Annotated in this window: 28 protein-coding genes; 21 read left to right on the forward strand and 7 right to left on the reverse strand. The window is 54.1% G+C overall.

What is annotated here, in order from left to right:
• The first annotated feature begins 304 nt into the window (after window positions 1–304).
• The 5 genes from K355_RS0118825 to cysK all read left to right on the forward strand — a co-directional run bounded on the left by K355_RS0118825 (window position 305) and on the right by cysK (window position 5,092).
• Window positions 305–1,459, forward strand: coding sequence for a polysaccharide deacetylase family protein (locus K355_RS0118825; protein ID WP_245562978.1), 1,155 nt, complete (start codon window positions 305–307; stop codon window positions 1,457–1,459).
• Between the two features lie 147 nt (window positions 1,460–1,606).
• On the forward strand, window positions 1,607–2,833 hold the full coding sequence (gene coaBC, locus K355_RS0118830; protein ID WP_022733712.1) for a bifunctional phosphopantothenoylcysteine decarboxylase/phosphopantothenate--cysteine ligase CoaBC: 1,227 nt from the start codon (window positions 1,607–1,609) through the stop codon (window positions 2,831–2,833).
• 79 nt (window positions 2,834–2,912) lie between these two features.
• Window positions 2,913–3,374 (forward strand): dUTP diphosphatase, encoded by a 462-nt coding sequence (gene dut / locus K355_RS0118835; protein ID WP_022733713.1) that lies wholly within the window; start codon window positions 2,913–2,915, stop codon window positions 3,372–3,374.
• Window positions 3,375–3,483: 109 nt separating this feature from the next.
• A complete protein-coding gene (locus tag K355_RS0118840; RefSeq protein ID WP_022733714.1) occupies window positions 3,484–3,939 on the forward strand; it encodes an RrF2 family transcriptional regulator in 456 nt (151 codons plus the stop codon).
• A gap of 202 nt (window positions 3,940–4,141) precedes the next feature.
• Window positions 4,142–5,092 carry a cysteine synthase A gene (cysK, locus tag K355_RS0118845; RefSeq protein ID WP_022733715.1) on the forward strand — a complete coding sequence of 317 codons (951 nt, stop codon included), beginning with the start codon at window positions 4,142–4,144 and terminating at the stop codon, window positions 5,090–5,092.
• A gap of 110 nt (window positions 5,093–5,202) precedes the next feature.
• Here cysK and K355_RS0118850 read toward each other — a convergent pair whose 3' ends face one another.
• A complete protein-coding gene (locus K355_RS0118850) occupies window positions 5,203–5,682 on the reverse strand; it encodes an SRPBCC family protein (protein ID WP_022733716.1) in 480 nt (159 codons plus the stop codon).
• Window positions 5,666–6,022: an ArsR/SmtB family transcription factor gene (locus K355_RS0118855; protein WP_022733717.1), complete on the reverse strand. Its 357-nt coding sequence runs from the start codon at window positions 6,020–6,022 to the stop codon at window positions 5,666–5,668. The genes K355_RS0118850 and K355_RS0118855 overlap by 17 nt, the downstream gene beginning before the upstream one ends.
• Before the next feature lie 209 nt (window positions 6,023–6,231).
• Between K355_RS0118855 and K355_RS0118860 the strand changes: the two genes are divergently transcribed.
• A complete protein-coding gene (locus tag K355_RS0118860) occupies window positions 6,232–7,041 on the forward strand; it encodes a HesA/MoeB/ThiF family protein (RefSeq protein WP_022733718.1) in 810 nt (269 codons plus the stop codon).
• Entirely contained in the window at window positions 7,031–7,462 is a 432-nt protein-coding gene (locus tag K355_RS0118865) for a DsrE family protein (protein WP_022733719.1), read from the forward strand. The genes K355_RS0118860 and K355_RS0118865 overlap by 11 nt, the downstream gene beginning before the upstream one ends.
• 2 nt (window positions 7,463–7,464) lie before the next feature.
• Here the strand turns inward: K355_RS0118865 and K355_RS0118870 are convergent, their stop codons facing one another.
• Complete coding sequence (locus K355_RS0118870) at window positions 7,465–8,166, reverse strand: LysE family translocator (RefSeq protein ID WP_022733720.1); 702 nt, start codon at window positions 8,164–8,166, stop codon at window positions 7,465–7,467.
• A 94-nt stretch (window positions 8,167–8,260) separates the two neighbouring features.
• Between K355_RS0118870 and K355_RS24450 the strand changes: the two genes are divergently transcribed.
• Complete coding sequence (locus K355_RS24450; protein WP_022733721.1) at window positions 8,261–9,205, forward strand: LysR substrate-binding domain-containing protein; 945 nt, start codon at window positions 8,261–8,263, stop codon at window positions 9,203–9,205.
• A gap of 91 nt (window positions 9,206–9,296) precedes the next feature.
• Window positions 9,297–9,812 carry an MgtC/SapB family protein gene (locus K355_RS0118880; protein WP_033369133.1) on the forward strand — a complete coding sequence of 172 codons (516 nt, stop codon included), beginning with the start codon at window positions 9,297–9,299 and terminating at the stop codon, window positions 9,810–9,812.
• Between the two features lie 24 nt (window positions 9,813–9,836).
• Here K355_RS0118880 and K355_RS0118885 read toward each other — a convergent pair whose 3' ends face one another.
• Window positions 9,837–10,877 (reverse strand): LacI family DNA-binding transcriptional regulator, encoded by a 1,041-nt coding sequence (locus K355_RS0118885; protein ID WP_022733723.1) that lies wholly within the window; start codon window positions 10,875–10,877, stop codon window positions 9,837–9,839.
• A 67-nt stretch (window positions 10,878–10,944) separates the two neighbouring features.
• Window positions 10,945–12,276 (reverse strand): GH1 family beta-glucosidase, encoded by a 1,332-nt coding sequence (locus K355_RS0118890; RefSeq protein WP_022733724.1) that lies wholly within the window; start codon window positions 12,274–12,276, stop codon window positions 10,945–10,947.
• 230 nt (window positions 12,277–12,506) lie between these two features.
• On the opposite strand from K355_RS0118890, the gene K355_RS0118900 reads away from it, so the two are divergent.
• The 4 genes from K355_RS0118900 to K355_RS0118915 all read left to right on the forward strand — a co-directional run bounded on the left by K355_RS0118900 (window position 12,507) and on the right by K355_RS0118915 (window position 16,737).
• Window positions 12,507–13,751, forward strand: a complete 1,245-nt coding sequence (locus tag K355_RS0118900; RefSeq protein WP_022733726.1) for an ABC transporter substrate-binding protein — start codon at window positions 12,507–12,509, stop codon at window positions 13,749–13,751.
• 87 nt (window positions 13,752–13,838) lie between these two features.
• Window positions 13,839–14,795, forward strand: coding sequence for a carbohydrate ABC transporter permease (locus tag K355_RS0118905; protein WP_022733727.1), 957 nt, complete (start codon window positions 13,839–13,841; stop codon window positions 14,793–14,795).
• A gap of 2 nt (window positions 14,796–14,797) precedes the next feature.
• Window positions 14,798–15,652 (forward strand): carbohydrate ABC transporter permease, encoded by an 855-nt coding sequence (locus tag K355_RS0118910; protein ID WP_051146036.1) that lies wholly within the window; start codon window positions 14,798–14,800, stop codon window positions 15,650–15,652.
• A gap of 5 nt (window positions 15,653–15,657) precedes the next feature.
• Window positions 15,658–16,737 carry an ABC transporter ATP-binding protein gene (locus K355_RS0118915; protein WP_022733729.1) on the forward strand — a complete coding sequence of 360 codons (1,080 nt, stop codon included), beginning with the start codon at window positions 15,658–15,660 and terminating at the stop codon, window positions 16,735–16,737.
• 32 nt (window positions 16,738–16,769) lie between these two features.
• Here the strand turns inward: K355_RS0118915 and ddpX are convergent, their stop codons facing one another.
• Complete coding sequence (ddpX, locus tag K355_RS0118920; RefSeq protein ID WP_022733730.1) at window positions 16,770–17,330, reverse strand: D-alanyl-D-alanine dipeptidase; 561 nt, start codon at window positions 17,328–17,330, stop codon at window positions 16,770–16,772.
• A 19-nt stretch (window positions 17,331–17,349) separates the two neighbouring features.
• Here ddpX and tsaB point away from each other — a divergent pair, with 19 nt between their 5' ends.
• Window positions 17,350–18,138, forward strand: coding sequence for a tRNA (adenosine(37)-N6)-threonylcarbamoyltransferase complex dimerization subunit type 1 TsaB (gene tsaB / locus K355_RS24455; RefSeq protein ID WP_022733731.1), 789 nt, complete (start codon window positions 17,350–17,352; stop codon window positions 18,136–18,138).
• Complete coding sequence (locus tag K355_RS0118930; RefSeq protein ID WP_022733732.1) at window positions 18,135–18,701, forward strand: GNAT family N-acetyltransferase; 567 nt, start codon at window positions 18,135–18,137, stop codon at window positions 18,699–18,701. Before tsaB ends, K355_RS0118930 begins: the two co-directional genes overlap by 4 nt.
• A gap of 148 nt (window positions 18,702–18,849) precedes the next feature.
• Here K355_RS0118930 and K355_RS0118940 read toward each other — a convergent pair whose 3' ends face one another.
• The gene (locus tag K355_RS0118940) at window positions 18,850–19,095 is read right to left on the reverse strand and encodes a sulfurtransferase TusA family protein (RefSeq protein ID WP_022733734.1); all 246 of its coding nucleotides are present in this window, start codon (window positions 19,093–19,095) and stop codon (window positions 18,850–18,852) included.
• A 233-nt stretch (window positions 19,096–19,328) separates the two neighbouring features.
• Here K355_RS0118940 and K355_RS0118945 point away from each other — a divergent pair, with 233 nt between their 5' ends.
• The 6 genes from K355_RS0118945 to ybeY all read left to right on the forward strand — a co-directional run bounded on the left by K355_RS0118945 (window position 19,329) and on the right by ybeY (window position 25,030).
• A complete protein-coding gene (locus K355_RS0118945; protein WP_022733735.1) occupies window positions 19,329–19,751 on the forward strand; it encodes a Fur family transcriptional regulator in 423 nt (140 codons plus the stop codon).
• Between the two features lie 162 nt (window positions 19,752–19,913).
• Window positions 19,914–20,708, forward strand: coding sequence for a GNAT family N-acetyltransferase (locus tag K355_RS0118950; protein ID WP_028791758.1), 795 nt, complete (start codon window positions 19,914–19,916; stop codon window positions 20,706–20,708).
• Complete coding sequence (locus K355_RS0118955; RefSeq protein ID WP_022733737.1) at window positions 20,705–21,610, forward strand: lysophospholipid acyltransferase family protein; 906 nt, start codon at window positions 20,705–20,707, stop codon at window positions 21,608–21,610. The genes K355_RS0118950 and K355_RS0118955 overlap by 4 nt, the downstream gene beginning before the upstream one ends.
• A gap of 312 nt (window positions 21,611–21,922) precedes the next feature.
• Window positions 21,923–23,320, forward strand: a complete 1,398-nt coding sequence (gene miaB, locus K355_RS0118960; protein ID WP_022733738.1) for a tRNA (N6-isopentenyl adenosine(37)-C2)-methylthiotransferase MiaB — start codon at window positions 21,923–21,925, stop codon at window positions 23,318–23,320.
• Between the two features lie 50 nt (window positions 23,321–23,370).
• Complete coding sequence (locus tag K355_RS24460; protein ID WP_033369139.1) at window positions 23,371–24,456, forward strand: PhoH family protein; 1,086 nt, start codon at window positions 23,371–23,373, stop codon at window positions 24,454–24,456.
• Window positions 24,440–25,030 (forward strand): rRNA maturation RNase YbeY, encoded by a 591-nt coding sequence (ybeY, locus tag K355_RS0118970; RefSeq protein ID WP_022733740.1) that lies wholly within the window; start codon window positions 24,440–24,442, stop codon window positions 25,028–25,030. The genes K355_RS24460 and ybeY overlap by 17 nt, the downstream gene beginning before the upstream one ends.
• Window positions 25,031–25,078 lie beyond the last annotated feature (48 nt).

Consider the following 25,078-nt stretch of genomic DNA (forward strand, 5'->3'; position numbering starts at 1 on the left):
GGAACCTCTCAATTTGGATGGGGGTTAGGACTCTTTCATAAAGTTAAGCATACAGGGGCAATTCGCAACCGTGCATGCCCTATCCATATGAAATGTGGAAAAACAAGTGGTTCACTGGTATTTTCATATGAAAGATGATCTCGAAAAACGGGACGCTTCCTGTGGCCGGAGGTCACACTGTTGGGGCGAGGTGCCATGAACCAGGTGTCCGCCACGAGGAGTGGTTCGCAGAATACTGGAAATAGAAATGATATTTGACGCCAAAGGGCACGCATTGGCCACCGCGTCGACACGGATGACTTCCATGTCCATGCTGCGCAGTGTGGTGGTTGGTATTTCATTCGCCGTCGGACTGACATTTGGTGCCGGTCATGTACTGGCGCAATCAGCTGACGATCAGACAACAAATTCTAGCACGGAGTCGGTACCGACCGAAACTGTGACGACCGATCAGGCGAATGCCGATGTAAATGATGCCGCGGCGACAACGACCAATGACGCAATGACGGCCAAAACACCGACCGGGGATGCGAAATCGGCCGTGGTTTTCATGTATCATCGCTTTGGCGAAAATGATTACCCGTCGACCAACATCACCACCGAGCAGTTCGATGCCCAGATCAAGGAACTGACCAACGGCAATTACACCGTGCTGGGTGTGCCCGAGATTGTGGCCGCACTTCAAGGCGGCGGCGGATTGCCCGACCGAACAATCGGGATCACGATTGATGATGCCTATCGTTCTGTCTATGAGCTGGCATGGCCGGTTTTTCGTAAAAACAACATGCCATTTACCGTGTTTGTTTCAAGCGAGCAGATCGACGCAGGTTATTCCAATTACATGACCTGGGACATGGTGCGCGAAATGGTGCGCGACGGGGCGACGATTGGCGGGCATAGCCAGCATCATTCCCATTTGCCCGACCTTACGATTGACGAAGTCAAAGCCGAACTTGCCCATTCGGCAGAACGGTTTAAAGAAGAACTCGGCTTTGTCCCGGAAATCTTTGCTTATCCTTACGGTGAGGCAAATGACGCGGTGATCAAGGCGGTCACGGACGCCGGGTACAAGGCGGCGTTTGGTCAGCAAAGTGGTGCGATGAGCGACGAGTCAGATTTCATGTATCTGCCGCGTTTTGCCCTTAACGAGCATTATGGTGCGATGGAACGCTTTAGCCTGGCGGCAAATTCTTTGCCGTTGCGGGTGAGCGACGTGACACCGGGCGACTATACCCTGACGCGTAACCCGCCGGCCTTTGGCTTTACGTTAAAGGAGCCTGCGCCAAACGTGTCATGCTATCCGTCTGATGGGCAGGCAACCATGAGCCGTCTTGGCGATGAGCGGATCGAAATTCGTATGGATGGTCCGGTGGCATCTGGTCGCTGGCGGATTAATTGCACCGCCCTTGGCGCACAATCACGGTGGCAGTGGTTCGGGATGCTTTATACCGTCCCATAAACGCCATCATCACGAACGCATCGTTTTAACGCCGCAGATTCAAACGGATTTGCGGCGTTTTTTATTGCGTTTTTTGGGTGCTTGCACGTGATCATGCGACAATGTAGGTTAACCACACTTCTTAACCGTAAATAGTTGGTAACCACAGTGCCACGTGCTCTCACAGGAAAGAATATCCTTCTGATCATCTCGGGCGGCATTGCTGCCTATAAGGTTCTTGAGGTGATCCGTCGGTTGCGCGACCGCGATATTAACATTCGCGCGGTCCTGACCAACGGTGGTGCGCAGTTTGTCACCCCGTTGTCGGTTGCAGCACTGACGGAAAACAAGGTCTATCAGGACTTGTTTTCCCTGACCGACGAGGCGGAAATGGGCCATATCCGATTGTCGCGTGAGGCGGACCTTGTTCTGGTCGCCCCGGCAAGTGCGGATATTCTGGCAAAAATGGCCACTGGACAGGCCGGTGATCTGGCGACCACGGCCCTGCTTGCGACCAATAAGCCGGTGATGATTGCACCGGCGATGAATGTTGAAATGTGGAACCATCCCGCAACACAAGCCAATATCGCAACCCTTGAAAGCCGGGGTGTCTTGCGTGTTGGGCCGTCTTCTGGTGATCTGGCGTGTGGCGAATTTGGGTCCGGGCGTCTGGCTGAACCAGCCGAAATCATTGCCAGCGTGCTTGATTTCCTTGAGGCGGCTGACGCGCCCAAGCCGCTTTTGGGAAAAAAGGCGATTGTCACCAGCGGCCCGACCTTGGAGCCGATTGACCCGGTGCGCTATATCGCCAACCGGTCATCGGGCAAACAGGGCCATGCGATTGCCGAAAGTCTGGCACAGGCGGGGGCGGATGTGACATTGGTGTCCGGTCCGGTCTCGCTTCCCGATCCGGTTGGGGTCACTGTGGTGCGGATTGAAACCGCGCGCGAGATGCTGGCGGCGGTGACAAACGCGCTTCCGGCTGATATTGCGGTTTTTGCTGCCGCTGTTGCCGATTGGCGTGCCGCAGATGCGGCGGATCAGAAGATGAAAAAAGACGGATCAGGTGTGATCGCTGATCTGAAGCTTTTGGAAAATCCTGATATTCTGGCAACCATCAGTGCGCCCGGCCCCACCCGCCCGGCCCTTGTGATCGGTTTTGCGGCCGAGACGCAAAATGTTGCCGAGCATGCGCGCGCCAAACGGACACGAAAGGGCTGTGACTGGATTCTGGCCAACGATGTTGCGCCCGATACCGGGACTTTTGGTGGCGATCAGAACGAAATCTGCCTGATTACAGGCGACGATGAAAAAACCGATGAACGCTGGCCACGTCAAAGTAAAACCGGCGTTGCCCGGACGCTGACCGCGCGCATCATTGACCATTTTGCCTGATGCTTGCGCACAGGTGATCAGCATACTGCCATGCCGCTAGACCCTCTCGGCGCGGCGATACAAAAGACAAGGAAGAACCATGACGCGCTTGACCGTCAATTTGAAACAACTGCCCCACGGGGCGGATTTGCCCCTGCCCGATTATGCGACGGCACAGTCGGCGGCGGTCGATTTGCAGGCCGCAATTGACGGTGTGCAGGTGATCGCGCCGGGCAAACGGGCGATGATTGAAACCGGCATTGCGATTGCGCTTCCGGCCGGGTTTGAAGCACAAGTCCGCCCGCGATCAGGCTTGGCGGCGAAAAACGGTGTCACGGTGCTCAACAGCCCGGGTACGATTGATGCCGATTACCGCGGTGAAATTAAAGTCATTTTGATCAATCACGGAGATGCGGCATTTGAAATTGAACGCGGCATGCGCGTCGCGCAGCTTGTTGTTGCACCGGTGACACAGGTGGTATGGCAGGCGGTTGATGATCTGGATGAAACGGCGCGTGGATCGGGTGGATTTGGGTCAACTGGTACTGCGGTATCTGCTTGAACGGTCCGCTGGGACCCACGGGTAATCAATCCAACGAATGCTCTGTCGAAATCAGGTCCAGATGGCATCTGGGGGGATGTCGGGGCCACAAGGGGAGTCGCGAGAAAAGATGTTAAAGCTTTCTAAGAAAATGCTGTTTGCGATCGAGGCGGTTGTCGATATTGCCTATAACGCGGCGGGTGAACCGGTACAAAGCCGCGATATCACCGCGCGTCAGGGTATCCCGAAACGCTATCTTGAACAGACATTGCAACAGCTTGTCCGGGCTGACATTCTGGTGGGTGTACGCGGCCCGCGCGGTGGATATCGATTGGCGCGCGAACGCCGTCGCATCACGCTTTCTGATATTGTGTCGGTGATCCGTGCGATGGAAACATCCGATGACCCGATTGAAGATCCGGCAGGATCGCCGCTTGGCAAGGAAGTCGTCCGGCCATTGTGGCGCGAGTTGCAAGATGAAATGATGGTACAACTGGCGAAAATCACGGTCGAGGATTTGTGCAATCGGGCACGGGATGCCGGTTTGCGCAGCGGGATCGAAGAATCCCCCGATTTCATTATTTAGTCTTCTGAACTGACGGTGGTGTATTGTATCTTAAATCAACAAGAAACCGCTGCGGTTCCCTAAAATCTACAGGCAACGGGTACGCCATCAAACGCCATATCGTGTACAAATCGCCAAAGCCCATTTGACACGGGGCAATAGCGGTTTAAATACAAATTGAGTATGTGCATGATGGTAAAATACAAAATAGTGCGAGGAAAACATGACTGAGTTTCGCGGTAAGATTTACGACAGCATTATCGACACCATCGGTGCAACGCCGCTGGTTCGCCTTTCGCGTCTGGCAGAAGCAGAAGGCGTAAAAGCGGATCTGATCGGCAAGCTTGAATTCTTCAATCCGCTGGCATCGGTCAAGGATCGTATCGGTCTGGCAATGATCGAAACCGCCGAGAAGTCTGGCAAGATCAAACCGGGTGCCACCCTGGTTGAGCCGACCTCGGGCAATACCGGTATTGCGCTGGCATTTGTGGCAGCCGCCAAGGGCTACAACCTTATTCTGACCATGCCCGAAAGCATGTCGATTGAACGGCGCAAGATGCTGATGCTTCTGGGGGCAAAGATTGACCTGACCCCGGCGGCCAAGGGCATGAAAGGTGCGGTTGCTCGTGCTGAAGAACTGGTGGCCGAGATTGATGGTGCGATCATGTTGCAGCAGTTTGATAATCCGGCCAACCCGGAAGTTCACCGCAACACCACCGCACAGGAAATTCTCAAAGATACTGACGGCAACGTTGATATCTTTGTCTCGGGTGTGGGCACTGGCGGCACGCTGACCGGTGTTGCTGACGTATTGAAAAAGCATAACCCGAACATTCAGATCGTTGCAGTCGAACCGGAAGACAGCCCGGTTATTTCCGGTGGTGCACCGGGACCGCATAAAATTCAGGGCATTGGCGCCGGGTTCATTCCGGGCAACCTGAATAAAGATCTTATCGATACCGTAATGACCATTGGGAATGAAACCGCCTTTGCCACGGCGCGCAAACTGGCCGCCATCGAAGGCCTGCCAACCGGCATTTCGTCAGGTGCGGCAGTTGCGGCAGCGATTGAACTTGGTCAGAAGCCGGAAAATGCTGGCAAACGCATTGTCATCATCATTCCAAGCTTTGCTGAGCGTTATCTGTCGACCCCGCTGTTTGATGGTCTGCAATAAGGCGTTTGTCTTAACCGACAGTCGGAATAAAGGCCCGGAGCATATGCTTCGGGCCTTTTTTATTAAGGGTGCTGTGCACAACACCACTTGCCAATCTGATCAACCAAGGCTCAGCCATCAAGCCAGACGGCAAGACCGTCGAGTGTTTGCAAGCCGTATTCCACCGCGCCGAAGCCAATAACCGCCAAACGTCGTTCGCGAGTCGGATGGAGTTGGCGCAACGTCACCACAGTTTTGCCGTCGCTTTGCTCGTCGAAAGTCACTGTCATGCGGAAGCGTTCAGGGTCGTTGGGATCGGGCGTGCCATAGTCCATGACGATCCGCTCGTTCGGTATGATTTCCAGAAAGCGCACATGGTTTTCAAAGCGCTGTGGTTTGCCTTCGAACGTGCCGACCATGTCGAACCGCCACACTCCGCCTTCGCGGATGTCGGCCTCCTTGGTTTCGATATCAAGGCCTTCTGGGCCATACCATTTCGCCAGCGCCTCGGGGTTCGTCCAGGCAGCGAAGACCTTGTCGCGTGGATGGTTCAGCAGCTTTGCCAGCACGATCTCGCGGTCCAGCGACCAAGTCTCAATCGGATTTTTCATGTCGTCCATCCTCTTCGTCTTTGTGGTCCAGATGAAGTTCCAGCCGGTCTAACCGTTCGATCCAGCGCCGACGCTCCGCCTCCATCCAGACTGCCGCCTCGTTGAAACGTTCTGGCACCAATTGGCACCAACGGCTGCGCCCGCGCTTCTCGCTGGCGATCAGGCCGCACTCCTCAAGTACTTTGAGGTGCTGGGTGAATGACGGTAACGCCATGTTGAAAGGCGCGGCCAAGTCGCTTACGGACGCCTCGCCGTTGGCAAGCCGCGAGACCACCGCACGGCGGGTCGGGTCGCTAAGGGCGTGAAACGCAAGATCAAGGGGGTTTGAATGATAAGGCATATGCCTTAGTAACTTGAGTTTCAGGGCTACGTCAAGAATATTTAGGTGTATGCCTAAGTATTGGGGTGTTTCGCCCTGAAACAGGTTGTGAAAAAGACAGACCTCCAAGGAAAAACAAATCTTTTGCTTGAGCGATGGGATCGGCACGCTATATCCAGAAGCCAGAGCTTTTATTTTGTTGATGCTGTCCTGATAGGAAACCCGCCCGCGTGACTGATTTTGACTTCAACTTCAACGAAAATGAAGTGCAGCGCTATGCCCGCCACATTGTCCTTAAAGAGGTCGGTGGCACGGGGCAGATGATGCTTAAACGGGCGCGCGTGCTGATTGTCGGGGCCGGTGGGCTTGGCTCCCCACTTGCGATGTATCTGGCCGCAGCCGGGGTTGGCACGATTGGCATTATTGATGCCGACACGGTGGAACTTTCCAACCTGCAACGCCAGATCGCGCATGGTATGCGCGATATCGGAACGCCCAAGGTTGACAGTGCAAAATCAACCATGGCCGATATGAACCCCGACATTACCGTGCATGCCCATAACACCCGGCTTGATGCGGGCAACGTTATGGATTTGATTGCCGATTATGACGTGATTGCCGATGGGTCAGATAATTTCGAAACCCGGTTTTTGCTCAATGACGCCTGCTACTTGGCGGGCAAGACGCTGGTGTCGGGTGCAGCCCTTCGTTTTGATGGGCAGGTTTCGACATTCAAGGCCCATCTGGGCGCACCCCATCCGTGTTATCGCTGTATTTATCATGCGCCCCCGCCCGAAGATGCCATTCCATCCTGTGCGCAAGGCGGCGTTTTGGGATCGGTGGTTGGTATGATCGGTGGGATGCAGGCCACCGAAGTTCTTAAAGAATTGATGGGCATTGGAGATGGGCTTTCGGGCCAGTTGTTGATTGTCGATGCGCTGTCGGCGGCCTATCGTAAAATCAAGGTGCCCCGCGATCCGGGCTGCCCGCTTTGTTCACAAAACGCCACGATCAAGGACCTGTCGATCCATGAACACTGAGACCGAAAGTCCAAAGAAACTGTCGCTGGTGGTGTTTTCCGGCAGCTTTGAAAAAGTTCATTACGCACTCGTAATGGCATCGTCTGCCCTTGCCACAGGCCGGGAGGTCACGCTGTTTTTTACCATGGAAGCCAGCCGTGCGCTTTTGGCCCCGTCCGGATGGCGACATTTGCGCACGGATGCCCAAGGGGCCACCGCGACCTCAATCGATTTGTCTTATGCGACGCGCGGGATTGGCACATTCGAAGAATTGCTGAGCGCCTGTGCATCACTGGATGGCAAATTCATGGTCTGTGAAATGGGGTTACGCGCCTTGGGCCTTGAAGATCAAGCCACCCGCGATGAGCTTTCGATTGAGACCGGCGGTGTTGTGACATTCCTTAACGACGCCAAGCAGAATGGCGAGATGCTGTTTATCTGATCTCAACTTGCCAGAAGCTTGATGCCAAGCCCGGCCAGACACAAACCAACCGCCCGTTCGATCCAGATTTTGATTGCAGAAATGCGGGCCTGCACGGCGGGTAAGGTCAATGCGACCGCCACCAATCCGAACCAGAACATGTGACAGACCGCGATATAAATGCCATATCCGATTTCCTGTATGATGGGTGTGTCGGGCGAAATCACCTGACTAAACAGGGAAACGATGAACAGCATCGTTTTGGGGTTCAGCGCATTGCAGGCAAACCCGACCCAGAAGGCCGACCCGTTCCGGGTTTGATCTGTGCCCGATGCCGACGTTCCTGATGGCTGGGAAGCTGCTATGTTAGCGCTAACATCCATGGTATTGGCGGCTTTGGCGCGGCCAAGAAATTTGCGGATATCAGGCCACAGGGCCGATAAACCAAGCCAGATCAAATAAGCCGCCCCCAGATAGCGCAGGCTGTTAAGCACCCAGATATTACTGGCAAACAGAACCCCCAGACCAATCAGGGTATAGGCAAGATGAACTGAAACGCCGCTGCCAATCCCAATGGCACAGAAAACCCCGGCGCGCCTGCCACGGGTAAGGGCGATGCGGGTGACCATGGCGAAATCGGGGCCGGGGCTGATGACGGCAAGCACGGTGATGATGCCAACGGCGATGATTTCCATGGATCGGATATCGGCGGTGATGTCGGGCATGACGGAACGGTCCTTTGATGAGGCTTGATCTGTGCGTAAAATCAGTATCAAACTGTTTCAAAGGTCATAAAATCGAAAAATACCGGGATTTATTGTGAGTAATATTCACATAAAACGGCATCTGCCGCCGCTTGCCGCCCTGCCCGCCTTTGAGGCGGCGGCACGTCATCAAAGCTTTTCGCGCGCCGCAGAGGAATTGCATCTGACCCATGGGGCAATCAGCCGGGCGGTGGCCCAGATCGAAGATCGATTGGGGGTTGAGCTGTTCGTGCGGCGAAACCGGCGGGTCTGGCTGACCGCGGCGGGCGAACGGTTGTTAAAGGCTACCAGTGCGGCCCTTAACGGACTTGATGGCGCGGTTGAGGATATTCACCGTCATGACGGGGCATCGCCGATTCTGACGGTATCGTGCGAGCCCAGCCTTGCCATGCGCTGGCTGATGCCGCGTTTGGGGGGATTTCGCGAAGCCAACCCGGACTTGAATATTGACCTGCGTCTTGCCGGTGGGCCGGTGGATTTATTGGCCGATGGCTGTGACGTGGCGATTCGGCGGGCGGATTACGGTATTTCAGAACAGTACATCACCACCCGTCTTTGGGCCGAACATGCCGGGCCGGTGTGTGATCCTGATTGCTGGGAAACAATTCTTGCGGGAAATCTGTCCAATGCCCGCTGGCTACATGCCCGGACCCGACCGGATGCGTGGGATGTTTGGAAGCGCGCCAGTGGCAGTGAAGCCACCGCTGCCAGCGAACAGTATTTCGATCATTTCTTTTTTGCGCTTCAGGCGGCTGTGAACCGGCTTGGTACGGCAATTGGTCCTTTGCCGCTGGTGCATGACGATTTAAAAGCGGGGCGTCTGATTGCCCCCCTTGGCATGGCGCCAACTGGCTACGATTATGTGTTGATTACCCTTGATCCGCCCGTCCGTGATCCGCGGATATCGCTGTTCTTTGAATGGTTGATGGCAGAAGCAGGCGACATGGACGGCGGTGCTTTGCCGGGCAATGATATGATGGGACCGGGTAAGAAAATCTGATCCTGAACACCGGGTTCATGTGCTCGGGGTCGGAACATTGTTCGAACGTGCCGCGTTTTGGGAATTCCTGAAACTGTGCGGATCCCGTTTTATGCTGACCGACCTTCCCTATTTTGCGACGGCCGAGAAATATTTTGATATTGGCGTCATCGATATGGTGCTGCGGCTGTGTGCGGCGACGGTGATTGGCATGATCATCGGGCTTAACCGCGATGTGAATGGCAAGCCGACCGGCATGCGGACCTTGGCACTTGTCAGTCTGGGGGCGGCTGTTGTGTCGGTCGTTGCGGTACATTTTCAGGATCTGATTGACCATCCTGATGCGCTTTCACGCGTTGTGCAGGGCTTGTTGCAGGGGGTTTTGACCGGCATCGGCTTTATCGGTGCCGGCGTGATCATGCGTCAGCCTAAAAGCATGACGGTTTCCGGCCTGACAACGGCGGCAACGGTTTGGATCACCGCCGCCCTTGGCATTGCCTGTGCGCTTGCTGCGTGGCACATTGTGATCATCGCCACGGTCTTGGCCCTGTTTGTTCTGATTGTGCTTAAACCGGTTGAACGAATGCTGGTGCGCCTGATCAGCGACAAGGATGCCGCACGCGACTAGCGAGGATGGTTCGGGCGCCGGACTTTAAAAATCCTCCCCCTCGCGGAAGGCGGCAAGATCATCAATGCGTCGATAAGGCAAAAGTGTTTGCAGTTCCTGGGCGGGCACGCCAACCATCAGATCATGTAAATGACGCGCAAGGACTTCACCCACATGCCGTTGTGGCTGGTAGTAGTAGGCCAGTTTTTGTTTTGACAGCATGCGGAACGGCATGCCGCCAAACCCGACAACCCCGATCCCGTCACGGATGGTGTCCATGTTCAGTTCCATCAGGGCTTCGAGTGCGCCGATCATGGTCATTTGGCTGGCGCAGACAATTGCGGTGGCATCGCGTTGGGTGCGAAACAGCGTGGTGGTGGCATCGCGGGCGGCGCGCACGGAAACATCGGAGCGCATCCAGATCAGGCTTTCGGGATCAAGCCCGGCTTCTGTCATTGCGCGGCGGGCGCCCTGTTTGCGATAGCCAAAAAAGGTCAGGTTTTCCGGCGGGTCGATCATGCCGATTTTGCGGTGTCCATCTGCGATCAGGCGTTTGACGGCGTCATAGGCGGCCTGTTCATCATCGTGATCGACAAAGGCATGCGGGGTTAAAAGTTCGGTCCGGCCAAAACTGACAAATGGAAAATCATGTTGCAGGCAATATTTTGCCCGGCTGTCCTGGGATGTGGTGCGTGAAAAGACCACGGCATCTGCCATGCGTTGGGTATGGACGCGTATGACGGGCTCAAGCGGGTCTTTGTTGCTGGTTTGAGCTAGAACCACCAGCGAATAGCGGTCTGCCTCCAGCCCCTGTGCGAGGCTTTCGACCTGTGCCAGAAACCCCGGATCGCCGTAATCGCCGACTTCCGGGGAATAGAGGATCGAACAGACCTGCATGGTTTTACCCGTGCGCAGCATGACGCCGCGGGCATCGGGCTGATACCCGATTTGTTCGGCTGCGGCCTTTACCTTGGCCACTGTGCCGGGTTTGACCTCTGGCCCGTCTTTGAGCGCACGTGAAACTGTCGTAACTGACAGGCCAAGATGTTCGGCAATCGTGCGAAGGTTCGGGCGCGAGGCGGGCATATGCAGGTCCGTTCTTGTGGTCGTGGCGAGCGGTATTGTGGCGGACAATCTAATCGCGCGGCTATGGTTAAGGCAATGCGTTGCTTTTGATTACGTTGCGCATGAAGTCATAGGATGCCTTTGGCGTGCGTTTTTGAGTGGTGTAATCGACATGCACCAAGCCAAACCGTTTTTCATAGCCATAAGCCCATTCGAAATTATCAAGCAAAGACCAGGGCATGTATCCCTGAACATTCGCACCTTCTTTCGTGGCGCGTAAAACGGCTGAGAGATATTCATCGTAATAGGCGATGCGATCCTGATCATCGATTTTACCATTTGCGTCAGGCAGATCGATAAAGGCACCGCCATTTTCCGTGACAAAGACCGGCGGGTTACCATAGTCGTTTTGCAAGATTTTCATCGTGCGATAAAAACAATCGCCATCAATTGCCCACCCCATTTCGGTGCGGCGGAAATATTTTGGTGGTTCTGCATGCTTAAACGGCCAGGCCTTGTCGCTTGCAGCTTCGATATAGCTTGGGAAATATTGATTTAGGCCCTGAAAATCGACCTTGGTTTTTATGGCTTCAAGGTCGCCGTCCCGAATGTGGGGTTCCATCCGGTCCAAAATCAGCTCCGGGTAACGGCCATAATAGACCGGATCAAGGAACACGCCGTTCCATTTTGCTTCAAACAGATCGATCAGATGTGCGTCCTGTTCCCGGCGCTCTGGCAATGTATAGCCTTTATGCATCGGCAAAACGAATCCAACCGGGGCTTCGGGGAAATGGCCTTTGATGATCTTGGTGGCGCGTGCATGGCATAAATTTAAATGATGGGCGGTCCGCATGGCGGCACGCGGATCGGCAATGCCCGGTGCGTGTCGGCCTTCTTCATGGCCGACCCAGGCAACCACATTGGGTTCATTAAATGTTACCCAGGATTTCACCCGGTCGCCGAGCCGGGATGCAAGAAGTTCGGTATAATCCCCAAACCAGTCAACAATGTCGCGGTTTGTCCAGCCGCCCCGGTCCTGAAGCGCTTGGGGCAGATCCCAGTGATACAGGCACAACCATGGTTCAATGCCGCGTTCAAGCATGCCGTCAATCAGGCGACTGTAAAAATCAATGCCGGCTTCGTTTACCCTGCCGGTTCCTTCGGGCAGGACGCGCGGCCACATGACCGAAAAACGGTAATGTTTGGCGCCAAGGTTTTTGATCAGATCAAGGTCTTCTGCCCAGCGGTGATAATGATCACAAGCAATGCTTCCGTTGTCGCCATTGGCAACGCGGCCCGGCGTTGCGCAATAGGTGTCCCAGATGGTGGCGCCACGCCCGTCATTTTTGGCGCCGCCTTCAATCTGATAACTGGATGTTGAGACACCCCAGCGGAAACCGTCGGGAAATGATTTGGTCATGTTCGCTTCCTTGCCTTGTTCTGGGTGCTTTTGTCGGGCGCACTCAAAATCGTAACGTTTCGGAAAAATCGGCAAAAAAATACCGATGTTTCATTTTGTCCCTATTATGGGCTGGTTTTGTTGATTGACAAGAGCGAATAAAGCGCTTATCAAAAAAATCGAAACGTTACGAATTTTCGACCAAAAAGAAGTCGGCATTGAACGTACCCTATTAGGGAGGAACATCCGTTATGAAGAAATTTTCCACAGCCGCAGTATGCGCGGCATTTCTGAGCGTCGGTGTATCTGCCGGTGCGATTCATGCCCAGACGGCAGAAGTCCTGCATTGGTGGACGTCGGGCAGTGAGCAGGCGGCACTTGCCGAAGTGCGCAAGGCGTTTGAGGCCAAAGGTGGCACATGGGTTGATACCCCGATTGCCGGGGGCAGTAACGCCCGTGCAGCAGCCGTGAACCGTATGCTTGGCGGTGATCCGGCTGCGGTGTTTCAGTTCTCCATCGGTCAACAATTGCGTGAACTTGCCGATCAAGGCCTTCTGGCCAATGTTGGCAAGGTTGCCGATGAAGAAAACTGGGATGAAAAATTGCCGCCTTTGATCGTCAAGGCGGCAAAATATGACGGTAATTACATCGCCGCCCCAATCAACATCCATGGTGAAAACTGGATGTTCTATAACAAGGCTGTGCTTGAAGACGCTGGCATTGATGTGCCGACAAGCTGGGATGACTTCATCGCGGCGGCAGAGAAGCTTAAGGCAGCTGGCGTAACGCCGATTGGTCTGGGTGGGCAGCCGTGGCAGGAGCGCATCATGTTCAACAGTGTACTTTTGGGTGTTGGCGGACGTGAATTCTATGCCGATCTATACAGCACGCTTGATGATGACCTTCTGGAATCCGACACCATGCATCAGGTGTTTGAAACCTTTGCCGCACTGAAGCCCTTTGTCGATGAATCAAGTCCAGGTCGGAATTGGAACGAAGCAACCAATATGGTGATCAAGGGCGATGCGGCTTTCCAGTTCATGGGGGATTGGGCCAAGGGCGAAATCATTGCCGCGGGGATCGAGCCGGGCACCACGGTTGGTTGCGCCTTCGCACCTGCTGTTGATACCGCCTATATCATGACTGTGGATGCCTTTGCCTTTTCGGCAATGGACGGCGAAGACGCAACCCCCGCACAGGAAAAAATGGCGCAAGTCATGCTGGAGCCAGATGTGCAGATTGCCTTTAACATGAAAAAGGGATCGATCCCTGCGCGTCTGGATGTGCCCTCCGACAGCTTTGATTCTTGTGCGCAAACGGCCATCAAAACCCTTCAGGACAAAAAGACCCATCTGGTTAGTACCGGTCTGTTCGGGGTGCCAAGTGCCGTTTCGGGCGCGATTGATGACAGCATCTCCAATTTCTGGAACAGTGCTGACATGAGCCCGAAAGAGGGTCAGGAACAATTCCACGAAGCAATTTCCTACGCCAAGTAAGGTGTGGGACTGCGCAATACTTTGCAGGGATGTGCTGCTGCGTGACCGCTAAGGCGGGTGCAGCGGCACCTTTACAAAGAAGCGAGAATGTTTATGGCCGATCCGGCACAAGGTGTGTTGCAGCGTTCAGTTGAGAACGATGCGATCCAGAAGACAGGCAGGCGGCGTTGGCGTCCGCAATGGACCGCCAGAATGGCGCTTATCCCTGCCATGACCATTACGATTGTCTGTTTTTACGGATTCATTATCTGGACTTTTGTGATTTCGCTGACGCGGTCACGTTTGTTGCCGGTCTATAAATTTACCGGGTTTGACCAGTATGTTCGGTTATTTGCCAATGAACGCTGGTGGACGTCGATGCAGAATTTGGCGATCCACGGGTTTTTGTTCATTGGCGGCTGCATGGTGTTTGGCTATTTGCTGGCGATCTTGATTGATCGCCGGGTCAAGGCCGAAGGCATGTACCGCACTATTTTCATGTTGCCTCTTTCGATGTCATTCATCGTGACGGGGGTGATCTGGCAATGGGTGATGAACCCGGGACTGGGTTTGCAGGAAGCCGTACGTGCGCTGGGTTGGGACAGTTTCGAGTTCAACTGGATCGTCCGGCCGGACCGCGCGATCTATACGCTGGCGATTGCTGGTATCTGGCAACAGGTTGGATTGTGCATGGCGCTGTTTCTGGCTGGGCTTCGTAATATTGACCCGAACATCTGGAAGGCATCGCGTGTTGATGGCATTCCGGTATGGCGGGTCTATCTGCACATCATTACCCCGATGCTGCGTACGGTCTTCTTCACGGTATTTATCCTGATGAGTGCGATTGTCATGAAGGCGTTTGACCTTGTTGTTGCACTGACCGGTGGCGGGCCGGGATTTTCATCTGATTTGCCAGCGCGGTTCGTGGTTGATCATATTCTTAACCGGCAGGAACTTGGTCTTGGCGCGGCAGGTGCGTTTGTCTTGTTGTGCACCGTGATCGCGGTCATTTCGCCTTATATTTACTTCGAGCTGAAAAAAGAGCGCGGCGGGCGGGGGCATTGAGCATGCGTTATAATCGACTTGCCCTTTATGGGCTGCTCATTCTTGCCGCCATCATGATCATGGCGCCGGTTTTCATCATGATTTCAACGTCGTTAAAATCGATGGATGAGATCCGTAATGGCAGTATCTTCGCCCTGCCCGCTGATCCCGGATTCGCGGCTTGGGGCAAGGCCTGGTTTGGCGATTGCAGTCAGGCACTTGGTGATCAATGCGGCGGGCTTTCATCGTCATTCCTTACCTCGGTCAAGATCGTGATTCCGGCTTTGATCCTGTCGGTCGGTCTTGGGGCTATTACGGGTTATGCGCTGGCGGCGTGGAAAATGAAATGGGCCAATGTGATGTTTGCCGCCCTTCTGGTTGGTATGTTCATTCCCCCGCAGGTGACCCTTTATCCCTTGATCATCATGATCCGCGAGCTTGGCATATTTGGCTCCATACCCGGGTTGATCCTGGTGCATGTCATCTGGGGTGTTGCCTTTACCACCATGATGTTTCGCAACTTCTTTAAAACCGTTCCAGAGGATTTGTTGAAAGCAGCACGGATCGACGGGGCGGGATTCTGGCGATTGTTCTGGCACGTGATGTTGCCGCTTTCGCTGCCGATTCTGGGTGTCGCGATGATTTTGCAGTTCACCTATATCTGGAATGATTTTCTGTTGGGTCTGACCTTTGGCGGGCGATCGGGTCAACCGATGACCGTCGCACTTAACAACCTTGTCGGATCACAGTTCGGCGAGAAGGAATATAATGTCGATATGGCTGCAACCATGCTGACAGCCCTGCCAACGCTTGCGGTTTATCTATTGTCGGGGCGGCTGTTTGTGCGCGGAATTGCCGCAGGTGCGGTGAAAGGGTAACCAGAATGAATGGTGTTGAACTTCGCAACGTAACCAAGGCGTATGCCGGACTGACGGTGATGGAAAACATCAACCTTGAAATCACGGACGGTGATTTTGTGGTGCTGTTGGGGCCATCAGGGTGTGGCAAATCGACATTGCTGAACATGATTGCCGGGTTGGAACCGACCACGGGCGGAGAAATTCATATTGGCGGGCGCAATGTAACCGAACTGGAACCGGACGAGCGCGATATCGCGATGGTGTTTCAGTCCTATGCCCTTTATCCGACCATGTCGGTGCGCAAGAATATCGGTTTTGGCCTTAAAATGGGTGGCATGCGCAAGGATGAAATTGAAAAGCGGGTTGCCGATGTTGGCGAACTTCTTCAAATCACGCCGCTTATGGATCGCAAACCATCTCAGCTTTCGGGCGGGCAGCAGCAGCGCGTGGCGATCGGGCGCGCACTGGTTCGCGAACCGTCGGTATTTCTGTTTGATGAGCCGCTTTCAAACCTTGATGCCAAGCTGCGTGCGGATATGCGCGTTGAATTGAAACGTCTGCATGAACGACTGGGACGAACGATTGTCTATGTCACCCACGACCAGATCGAAGCGATGACCCTCGCGACCAAGGTTGTGGTGCTTGAAAAGGGCAGAATTCAGCAGGCGGACACGCCTGAAAACGTCTATCGCCGACCAGCCAACCGTTTTGTCGCCAGCTTTGTTGGTGCTCCGACGATGAATTTTATTTCTGGCAAAATGTTACAGGATGGTTCGGATATCGTCTTTGACAGCGGAGCAGGCCAATTGCCGCTGGTCGACGTCCCGACCGAGGCACGCAACCTTATAGGGCAACCAATAACGCTGGGGGCCCGGCCCGAACATCTTTTGTTTGATGATGCCGGGATCGCATCGCGGGTGCTGCTGGCCGAACCGACCGGGCCGGATCAGTATGTTCGACTTGCCGTTGCAGGATCGGAAATCACGGCAAGATGCGGTCCTGAACAGGTTTTCAGATCAGGTTCGGATACCAGAATTCTTATCGATGGGGCCCGGATGTCGCTGTTTGATCCACAAAGTGGTCAGGCGTTGTTGCAGGCCTGACCGCTCGGAAAGCACTTCGCGCCTGTATTGGCCTAGCGGGCCATCATGGGGTTACCAAGTGCACTATCGGACATCACCGGGTATTTCGATGCGGCGTTGGGCAATTGATAATGCCACCATTCGTGGTCATAAAACTCGAACCCGGCACTGACCATGATGCCCAGCAGGATAAAACGGTTGGCTTCGGCGGTTTTGGAAATCAAATCCGAGCCGTGATAGGACCGGTCATGCATTTCATCAAACCCTGCCCCCATATCCAGTTCCTTGCCGTTTTGATCAATCAGGGTTAGATCAATGGCAACACCACGACCATGTGGCGATCCGAAATCAGGGTTGGCGACGAAATCGGGGTTGGGCGAATGGTTCCACAGGGCGCGTTGGGCTTCCTGAGGGCGGAACGCATCAAGAATGCGAAGCTTCAACCCCTGACGACGTGCCATGGCCGATGCCTTTTTCAGGCATTTTGCCGCATCCGCATGAAGATAGCAGGCAGGTCGTGTATATATCGGTGCCCCGGTGAAATTGCGATCCGTGGCATAGACGATATCAATTTCGACATCATATTCTTGTGGCGTAATTTCGACCAGCGCCATCGCCGGAGGCCCCCTGTTCTTGTCGTTCACCGATTACATAAAAAAGATGCTGACGGGTCAGTCGCGTTCTTCAGATAGCGCAGATCACGCTGCATCGCAATTAGCGGAGAAATCCGGCCCGACGCTTTTGGCAATTGATACTGCCTCAACGTCGCTGACGACCGCTGTTTTGATCAATGGTGAGGTCAAAGGCGAACTTTTCGCCAATATGGAACGCGGACAGGCAGAACACCTGATGAGCTTCATCGCTGAAAGCCTTGAGAAAGCGGGCATCGGCTTTGACGCGGTTGATGGCATCGCGGTTACGGTCGGTCCGGGCGCCTTTACCGGAATGCGCATTGGTCTGGCGACCGCGCGTGCCCTTGGTCTTGCACGCAAAATCCCGGTGGTCGGGGTGAGTTCGCTTGAAGCCGTGGCATACGGCGTGTCTGAACGTGATCAGCAGGGGCGCAATATTTTGGTGGCGCTTGATAGCAAGAGAAACGAGATTTTTGCACAGGCCTTTGATGGCAAAAAAAGACCACTGAGCACGCCTGAATGTGTTGCCCCGCGTCAGGCTCTGATGATGGCACCACCCGGCGATACGATTTTGGCCGGGGACGCAACACCGCGTTTGTTAACCGCCGCCGCCCATGCGCCAGATGCGTTTTATGATTGCACGGCCCATAGTTTGCCGCGTGCGGGCAATGTTGCATTGATTGCTGCGTCGCGTTGGGAAAGTGGTGAAAACCTTGCCCCGGTTCCGATGTATTTGCGCGCGCCCGATGCACGCCGGATCGAAGATCAGGGACCGCAGAAAAAGAAATGACCCGCACATCACCAAACGGTCCCGTGCCGGGTCGCGCCGGATCGGATCGTGCCAATAATTCCTCCCCCTCAAAAAAACCAAAAACCATCGAACTGGTGGCTTTGACCGGTGCTTTTGCGTCGGTTGCGGCAGCTTTGCACGAACAGGGGTTTGATGATTGCTGGGACGCGGATGCGATCACGCGGTTACTCGACGTGCCCGGTGCGTTTGGATTGTTGGCATTTCAGCCCGGTGACAATGCCCGCAATGGGGCCGATATCCCGTTGGGGTTTGTGTTGGTGCAGGCGGTTCTGGACGAAGCGGAAATCAATACAATCGTTGTCACGCCGTCGGCACGTGGGTTGGGTGTCGGTAAAAAGCTGCTGAGCGGGGTTGAAGAACGCCTTCGCGCAGATGATGTGACGCGCATGCTGCTTGAAGTCGCAATTGATAATGAGCCGGCGTTAAGGCTGTATCGCGGGTTTGGCTTTGCCGAAATTGGCCGTCGTAAAAGATACTATGACAGGCGCGATGGGCAGAAGGTCGATGCCTTGGTGCTTGAACATCATCTGGTACGTGACTGATTGATTTGCTGGTTTTTGCGTCCATGCCGGGTGGGGAAAACATGACATGCAAGTTGATCGCATTTTAATATTGTATACCCACATGATTAGTGTGGTCTTGATGTTCAACCTGTTGTACGGTAAGCCCTCATTCGGGCTTGAAAGCTGATTATCCTTTACGGATTGTCAGTCGATATGTCCCGGGCATATCCGCGATTTCGACCAGATCGATGACGTCGTCACCCATTTCTTTCACCGAACGTGGAACGTTTTTCAACGGTTCGCCGGTGCGAAGAGTTACCTCCAGAACCTGGCCCGCGGCCATGGTTTCAAGTTTGAGGCGGGTGCGCACAAAGGTCATCGGACAGACATCCTTGGTGATGTCGATTTTCTGATCGGGGGCGGGATTGTCCATGATTGTCTCCTGGCAGGTGCGATGATGAAGTAGCGTCTCGCAGCGCAGGTGGCAAGGGGCCACAGGAAGACGCAGATTTTATGTCATACCCTATGATCTGGCCTGTGATCTGGAAATAAACGCGAATTCGACCTTGCGATATGTGGCAGATTTTTCGATATTGAGCCACAAGAGAGCAAAGGCTGGGACATCCCGGCTTGGGGACAGGCGGAACCGGAAACGAGAACAAGACAATGCTTGCAGAATCAACCATCGAGCAAAAATGCATCGACTCGGGCCTTAAAATGACAGGCCAACGCCGGGTTATCGCCCGTGTGCTGTCAGAGTCCGAAGACCACCCCGATGTGGAGCTGGTCTATCGCCGTGCGACCGAGATTGATCCGAAGATTTCGATTGCCACTGTTTACCGTACCGTTCGTCTTTTTGAAGAGGCGAATATCCTCGAAAAACATGATTTCGGTGATGGTCGTGCGCGGTATGAAGAACTGACCGAAGAGCATCACGATCATCTGATCGACATGCGGTCGGGTGATGTTATCGAGTTTTCGAACGACAAAATTGAAAAGCTTCAGGAAGAGATTGCCAACGAGCTTGGCTACCGACTGGTCGGTCATCGTCTTGAACTTTATGGTGTTCCTTCGAAAGACGATAAATAAAAGTTAAGTTCAACTGCGCTTAACAAAGACAAAATTTTGGCCATCTGTTCAATTCGAGCAGATGGCCTTCATATTTTTGTTACGTTTTATTCACAAACCCTTCACTCGCCCTTCACGCAAATCTTGCGCAAAATCCGCGCAGATGAACGAAAGGGTGTTGCAATGCGCGACGAAAGACAGCCTCAGCGGCTTGAGGTACGCCTCGCCGAGAATGCAGACGAAATTCTTGCCAGCCAGAAACTTCGTTACAAGGTTTTCTATGAAGAGCGCGGTGCGCAGCCAAGCGATGAAATGGCAGCACAACAGCGTGATTTTGATCATTACGATCCGTTGTGCGATCACCTGCTGGTTCTTGATCATGGTCGTGGTGCGGGTACTGACGCGGTTGTCGGAACGTATCGTTTGTTGCGCCAGTCGGTTGCCAACGAACATGGCGGTTTTTACAGTGCGGATGAATACCACATCGAAAGTATGCTCAATGCGGTTAAGGAAACCGGCGAAATCATGGAGCTGGGCCGATCTTGCGTTGAGGCCGATTACCGCACCATGCCGACGTTGCAGCTTCTTTGGCAGGGCATTGCCGCCTATGTGTTTAAGTACGATATCAAATTGATGTTTGGCTGTGCATCCTTCCACGGGACCGACCCGGACGCCTTTAGCGATGTTCTGACCTATCTGCATCACAATCACCTCGCCCCTGAAGACATGCGCCCCCGGGCGATTGAAGAACGGTACGAGACGATGATGCGTGCCGAAATCGGCGGTATCGATCAGCGTCAGGCGCTGCGTGACTTGCCGCCGCTGATTAAGGGGTATCTTCGCCTTGGCGGTTTTGTCGGCGACGGGGCGGTGATTGATCATCAGTTCAACACCACTGACATCTGCATCGTGTTGCCAACCGAAAAGGTAACCGATCGCTATTACAAGCATTACGAACGCACCGCGAGGGTATCGTGAACTGCTATGTGTGTGCCGCTATCCGGCTGACGGCCTATGTGCTTTTGACACTGGTGTTACTGCCAGTCCAGATGGTGGCCATCGTATGTAATATGCGATTGGCAGAAGAATTGCCGCGCTTTTATCACGCGCTGTGCCTGCGGATCCTTCATATCGAGGTTCGGGTATCGGGCGGTGATTTGATGGATGGGCCGGGCGTGATTGTTGCCAACCATGCATCATACCTTGATATTCCGGTTTTGGGGGCGCTGACCCGGGCAAGCTTTATTGCCAAAACCGAAGTGGCCAGCTGGCCGGTGTTTGGCCTGTTGGCCAAACTGTCGCGCTCAACCTTTGTTGAACGGCGGGCCGTACGATCACGTGATCAGAACGACCAGCTGAGCGAACGGTTAAATAATGGCGATAAGCTGATCCTGTTTCCCGAAGGAACCAGCAATGATGGCAACCGGGTTCTGCCGTTTAAATCCACTTTGTTTGCGGCAGCTGAACGCACTCTTCCGGATGGATCACAGGTAAAGTTCCAACCGGTTTCAATCGCGGCCACCCGTTTGGATGGTGCGCCGATTGGCCGTGATTTACGGGCTTTCTATTCCTGGTATGGGGATATGGATCTGGCACCACACCTGTGGCAGTTTATGGCTCTTGGTAAGGTGACGGTTGAAATTGTGGTGCATCCGCCGGTGACGCTTGCAGATGCAGCCGGGTCGCGCAAGGAACTGGCCCGGATGTGCGAAGCCAAGGTTACCCAAGGACATCAGGCCGCATTGCGCGGTATCCATCAAGGAGTACCGGTCCAGTTAATTGACAGTGATCTGTCTGGTGAGCTGGTTGGGTTTTCACCGCTGGCGATTATTTGCGAAGATTTTCGTCTGTTTGGTCCAGACCGACAGTTTGGTGCCTGAGTGTTTCGCCAAGGCGGCTATAGCCGTCGATATTGCCGGAATATTTAAGAAAACTTCTAAAAAACACGGTGAGTTTGTTTGATGTGTTTGACTCAGCATGTCGCCGTGGTATCGAATGTTCGTTAATGGATCAGACTGGCATGGCCTGCTGTGTCGCAGAAAGTTGACTGATTTTATGCACCTTGCGATTTTGCGTCGGGTCTCTAAATACATCTGATCTATCATTGCGGTCTTGGTAACAAGTCCGAACCCTTTGCGGTGTGACTTCGTCACGCCGCTTTTTGGCGTTTGAGAGAGCGAAACGGATCTGGCGTGACTGAACCGAAGAAACTTTTTGTAAAAACCTATGGCTGTCAGATGAATGTCTATGACAGTCAGCGCATGCAGGATGTCTTGGCGCCACTGGGATACCAGTCGGTCGACAGTGCAAAGGACGCCGATATGGTGATCCTCAACACCTGCCATATCCGTGAAAAGGCGGCTGAAAAGGTCTTTTCCGATCTGGGACGTGTGCGCAAACACAAAGAAGCCAAGGAAGCCAATGGCGGCGACAAGATGATTGTCGCGGTGGCGGGCTGTGTCGCGCAGGCCGAGGGGGCGGAGCTTATGCGCCGCGAACCCATTGTCGATATGGTGTTTGGTCCGCAGACCTATCATCGCTTGCCCGAAATGGTCGCACGGGCGAACCGTGCGAAGGGGCGCGATCGCATCATTGATACCGATTTCCCGGCCGAAGAAAAGTTTGACCACTTGCCCGAACAGGTTTCCAAGCATGGCTATTCTGCATTTCTGGCCATTCAGGAAGGCTGCGATAAATTCTGCACGTTTTGTGTCGTGCCCTATACCCGTGGGGCGGAATATTCGCGCCCGGGCATGGATGTGATCAATGAAGCCCGCCAGATTGCGGCGCAAGGCACGCGCGAAATCACGCTGTTGGGTCAGAATGTAAACGCTTATCATGGTGCCGCACCCGATGGCGGGGAATGGACGCTTGGGCGATTGTTGCGGGAACTGTCTGACATCGACGGTCTTGATCGTATTCGTTACACCACATCGCATCCGCGTGATGTTGATGACGACCTGATATCGGCCCACCGTGATCTGCCAAAAGTGATGCCGTTCTTGCATTTGCCAGTACAGGCGGGATCGGATCGCGTGTTGCAGGCCATGAACCGCAAGCATGATGTTGCCGACTATCGCGACGTTGTGGCGCGGCTCAAAGACGCCTGCCCGGATTTGGCGCTATCATCGGACTTTATTGTTGGATTTCCCGGCGAATCGGACAAGGATTTCGAAGACACGATGGATATTGTGCGCGAAATTACCTTTATTCAGGCCTTCAGTTTCAAATACAGCCCACGTCCGGGAACTCCGGCATCGGCGATGGAATTGCAAGTCCCTGAAAAGGTCAAAACCGAACGCATCATGCGGTTACAGGCGTTGCTGGCCGAACAGCAACTTGCCTTTAACCACAACTGTGTTGGCAAGGAAATGGACGTTCTGCTGGAACGGTTTGGTAAGCTCGAAGGTCAGCTGGTGGGCAAAAGCCCCTATATGCAGCCGGTCCATGTCAGTGGTTTGCCAGAGACAGCACTGGGCCAGATCGTTCGATTGAAAATTACTGAAGCACGGCCCAATTCACTGGGCGGTGAGCTGGTCGATACCCCAGTTACGGGCAAAGATCAGGATTCTGAAAGGAACGTTGCGTGAGCGGCACCTCGGCTAAAACCACCAAACCTAAAGTCGCAGCTAAAAAGACGGTGACCAAAAAAGCGGCACCCAAAAAGACCCCGACCAAAGACCAGGATCAGATTGAGTTTTCAGACAACGCGCTTGCGCAATTGCTCTATGGATCACAGGCAGAAAACCTGACCCGCCTTTCCGAAGGTACCGGGGTGCAGGTGTCGAGCCGTGGCTTGGTCGTGACGCTTGTCGGGGACGCGCAAAAAGTTGCTCAGGCCAAAAAGGTACTGGCTCAGCTGTATGCCCGTCTGCGCGACAAGGAAGTTGATTTGATTGATGTTGAAACCGTTGATGGTGCCATTCGTTTGTCCGAGCCTGATGATACAGATCCGTGGAGCGGCCAGACCAAGGATATGTTTGGCGGATCGCGTCTGACCATTCAGACCAAGAAACGCCGCATTTCACCACGGTCGAAACGTCAGAAAGACTATGTCGAGGCGATCCTTGATAACGAACTGATCTTTGGCATCGGTCCGGCCGGTACGGGTAAGACCTATCTGGCGGTGGCGATGGCGGTTCAGGCCTTTATCCTTGGACAGGTTGATCGCATCATCTTGTCGCGTCCCGCAGTTGAGGCGGGTGAACGTCTTGGCTTTTTACCGGGTGATTTGAAAGACAAGGTCGATCCGTATCTGCGTCCGCTGTATGATGCCTTGCACGACACGCTTCCAGGCGATGTTGTGGTCAAGCGTATGGAAAGTGGCGAGATTGAAGTCGCCCCGCTGGCCTTCATGCGCGGTCGTACACTTGGCAATGCCTTTGTCATTCTTGACGAAGCACAAAACACCACCCCGATGCAGATGAAAATGTTTCTGACCCGTTTGGGTGAAGGATCGCGCATGGTGGTGACCGGTGATATGACGCAGGTCGATTTGCCTGATGGCACAAAATCGGGTTTGCGTGATGCGCTTGAAACCATTGGCGACGTCAAAGGGGTCGCGACGATCAAGTTCGATCAGCGCGACGTTGTGCGCCACCATCTGGTGACCAAGATCGTACAGGCCTATGACGAGATGGATGCTCTGCGCGACCGGCTGAAAAAAGGCTATCGCGGTAACAAGGATGGTGCAGACAAGGGCGCGGAAAATGACAGCACCGCTTGACCTTGATCTCGACGTTGAGGCCGGTGCTTGGGAAAAGGCCGAAATTGACGCGATTGAAGCGGCGATTGTTGCAGCCCTTGATGGGGCGTTGACCGATGGCGCGCTTTGGGACGATGACGCTGTTGCAACGGATGGTACCCCCGATGAAGGCGACGGGGCGTCCTTATTGTCGGTTGCTCCGATGGTTGAGATTGGCGTGCGTCTGTCCGATGATGCCGCGGTGCGTGTTTTGAACCGCGATTATCGTGACAAGGACAAGCCAACCAACGTTTTGTCCTTTGCCGCCCTTGAAAGTGCGGATGATGCGGCGGCATTTTTGATGGCGCCCGATATGCCGCTTTTGCTTGGGGATATTGTCATTGCGCGCGAAACATGTGCGCGCGAAGCGATCGAGCAAAAAAAGTCCCTGAAAAATCATCTGGTTCATCTTGCCGTTCACGGTACGCTGCATCTTGTCGGTTACGATCATATGGTTGATGATGAAGCCGAAGAGATGGAAGACCTTGAACGTCAAATTCTTGCCCGACTTGGCATTGATGATCCCTATGAGCCGATTGAAGATGAACCTGTTTGAACAGCTTGTTTGATTTAAAGGATTTCGAACCCGACCAATGAACGACAG

The sequence above is a fragment of the Thalassospira lucentensis MCCC 1A00383 = DSM 14000 genome, from assembly GCF_000421265.1.
GTDB lineage: Bacteria > Pseudomonadota > Alphaproteobacteria > Rhodospirillales > Thalassospiraceae > Thalassospira > Thalassospira lucentensis.

Coding starts and splice junctions, on each gene's coding strand:
- dut (WP_022733713.1), top strand. CDS start 2,913: ATGACGCGCTTGACCGTCAATTTGAAACAACTGCCCCACGGGGCGGAT.
- K355_RS0118950 (WP_028791758.1), top strand. CDS start 19,914: ATGCGCGACGAAAGACAGCCTCAGCGGCTTGAGGTACGCCTCGCCGAG.
- cysK (WP_022733715.1), top strand. CDS start 4,142: ATGACTGAGTTTCGCGGTAAGATTTACGACAGCATTATCGACACCATC.
- K355_RS0118900 (WP_022733726.1), top strand. CDS start 12,507: ATGAAGAAATTTTCCACAGCCGCAGTATGCGCGGCATTTCTGAGCGTC.
- K355_RS0118885 (WP_022733723.1), bottom strand. CDS start 10,877: ATGCCCGCCTCGCGCCCGAACCTTCGCACGATTGCCGAACATCTTGGC.
- K355_RS0118825 (WP_245562978.1), top strand. CDS start 305: ATGTCCATGCTGCGCAGTGTGGTGGTTGGTATTTCATTCGCCGTCGGA.
- K355_RS0118930 (WP_022733732.1), top strand. CDS start 18,135: ATGACCCGCACATCACCAAACGGTCCCGTGCCGGGTCGCGCCGGATCG.
- K355_RS0118840 (WP_022733714.1), top strand. CDS start 3,484: ATGTTAAAGCTTTCTAAGAAAATGCTGTTTGCGATCGAGGCGGTTGTC.
- K355_RS0118945 (WP_022733735.1), top strand. CDS start 19,329: ATGCTTGCAGAATCAACCATCGAGCAAAAATGCATCGACTCGGGCCTT.
- K355_RS0118910 (WP_051146036.1), top strand. CDS start 14,798: ATGCGTTATAATCGACTTGCCCTTTATGGGCTGCTCATTCTTGCCGCC.
- K355_RS0118870 (WP_022733720.1), bottom strand. CDS start 8,166: ATGCCCGACATCACCGCCGATATCCGATCCATGGAAATCATCGCCGTT.
- ybeY (WP_022733740.1), top strand. CDS start 24,440: ATGACAGCACCGCTTGACCTTGATCTCGACGTTGAGGCCGGTGCTTGG.
- K355_RS0118905 (WP_022733727.1), top strand. CDS start 13,839: ATGTTTATGGCCGATCCGGCACAAGGTGTGTTGCAGCGTTCAGTTGAG.
- K355_RS0118855 (WP_022733717.1), bottom strand. CDS start 6,022: ATGCCTTATCATTCAAACCCCCTTGATCTTGCGTTTCACGCCCTTAGC.
- K355_RS0118850 (WP_022733716.1), bottom strand. CDS start 5,682: ATGAAAAATCCGATTGAGACTTGGTCGCTGGACCGCGAGATCGTGCTG.
- K355_RS0118890 (WP_022733724.1), bottom strand. CDS start 12,276: ATGACCAAATCATTTCCCGACGGTTTCCGCTGGGGTGTCTCAACATCC.
- ddpX (WP_022733730.1), bottom strand. CDS start 17,330: ATGGCGCTGGTCGAAATTACGCCACAAGAATATGATGTCGAAATTGAT.
- K355_RS0118915 (WP_022733729.1), top strand. CDS start 15,658: ATGAATGGTGTTGAACTTCGCAACGTAACCAAGGCGTATGCCGGACTG.
- K355_RS0118940 (WP_022733734.1), bottom strand. CDS start 19,095: ATGGACAATCCCGCCCCCGATCAGAAAATCGACATCACCAAGGATGTC.
- K355_RS0118865 (WP_022733719.1), top strand. CDS start 7,031: ATGAACACTGAGACCGAAAGTCCAAAGAAACTGTCGCTGGTGGTGTTT.
- K355_RS0118880 (WP_033369133.1), top strand. CDS start 9,297: ATGCTGACCGACCTTCCCTATTTTGCGACGGCCGAGAAATATTTTGAT.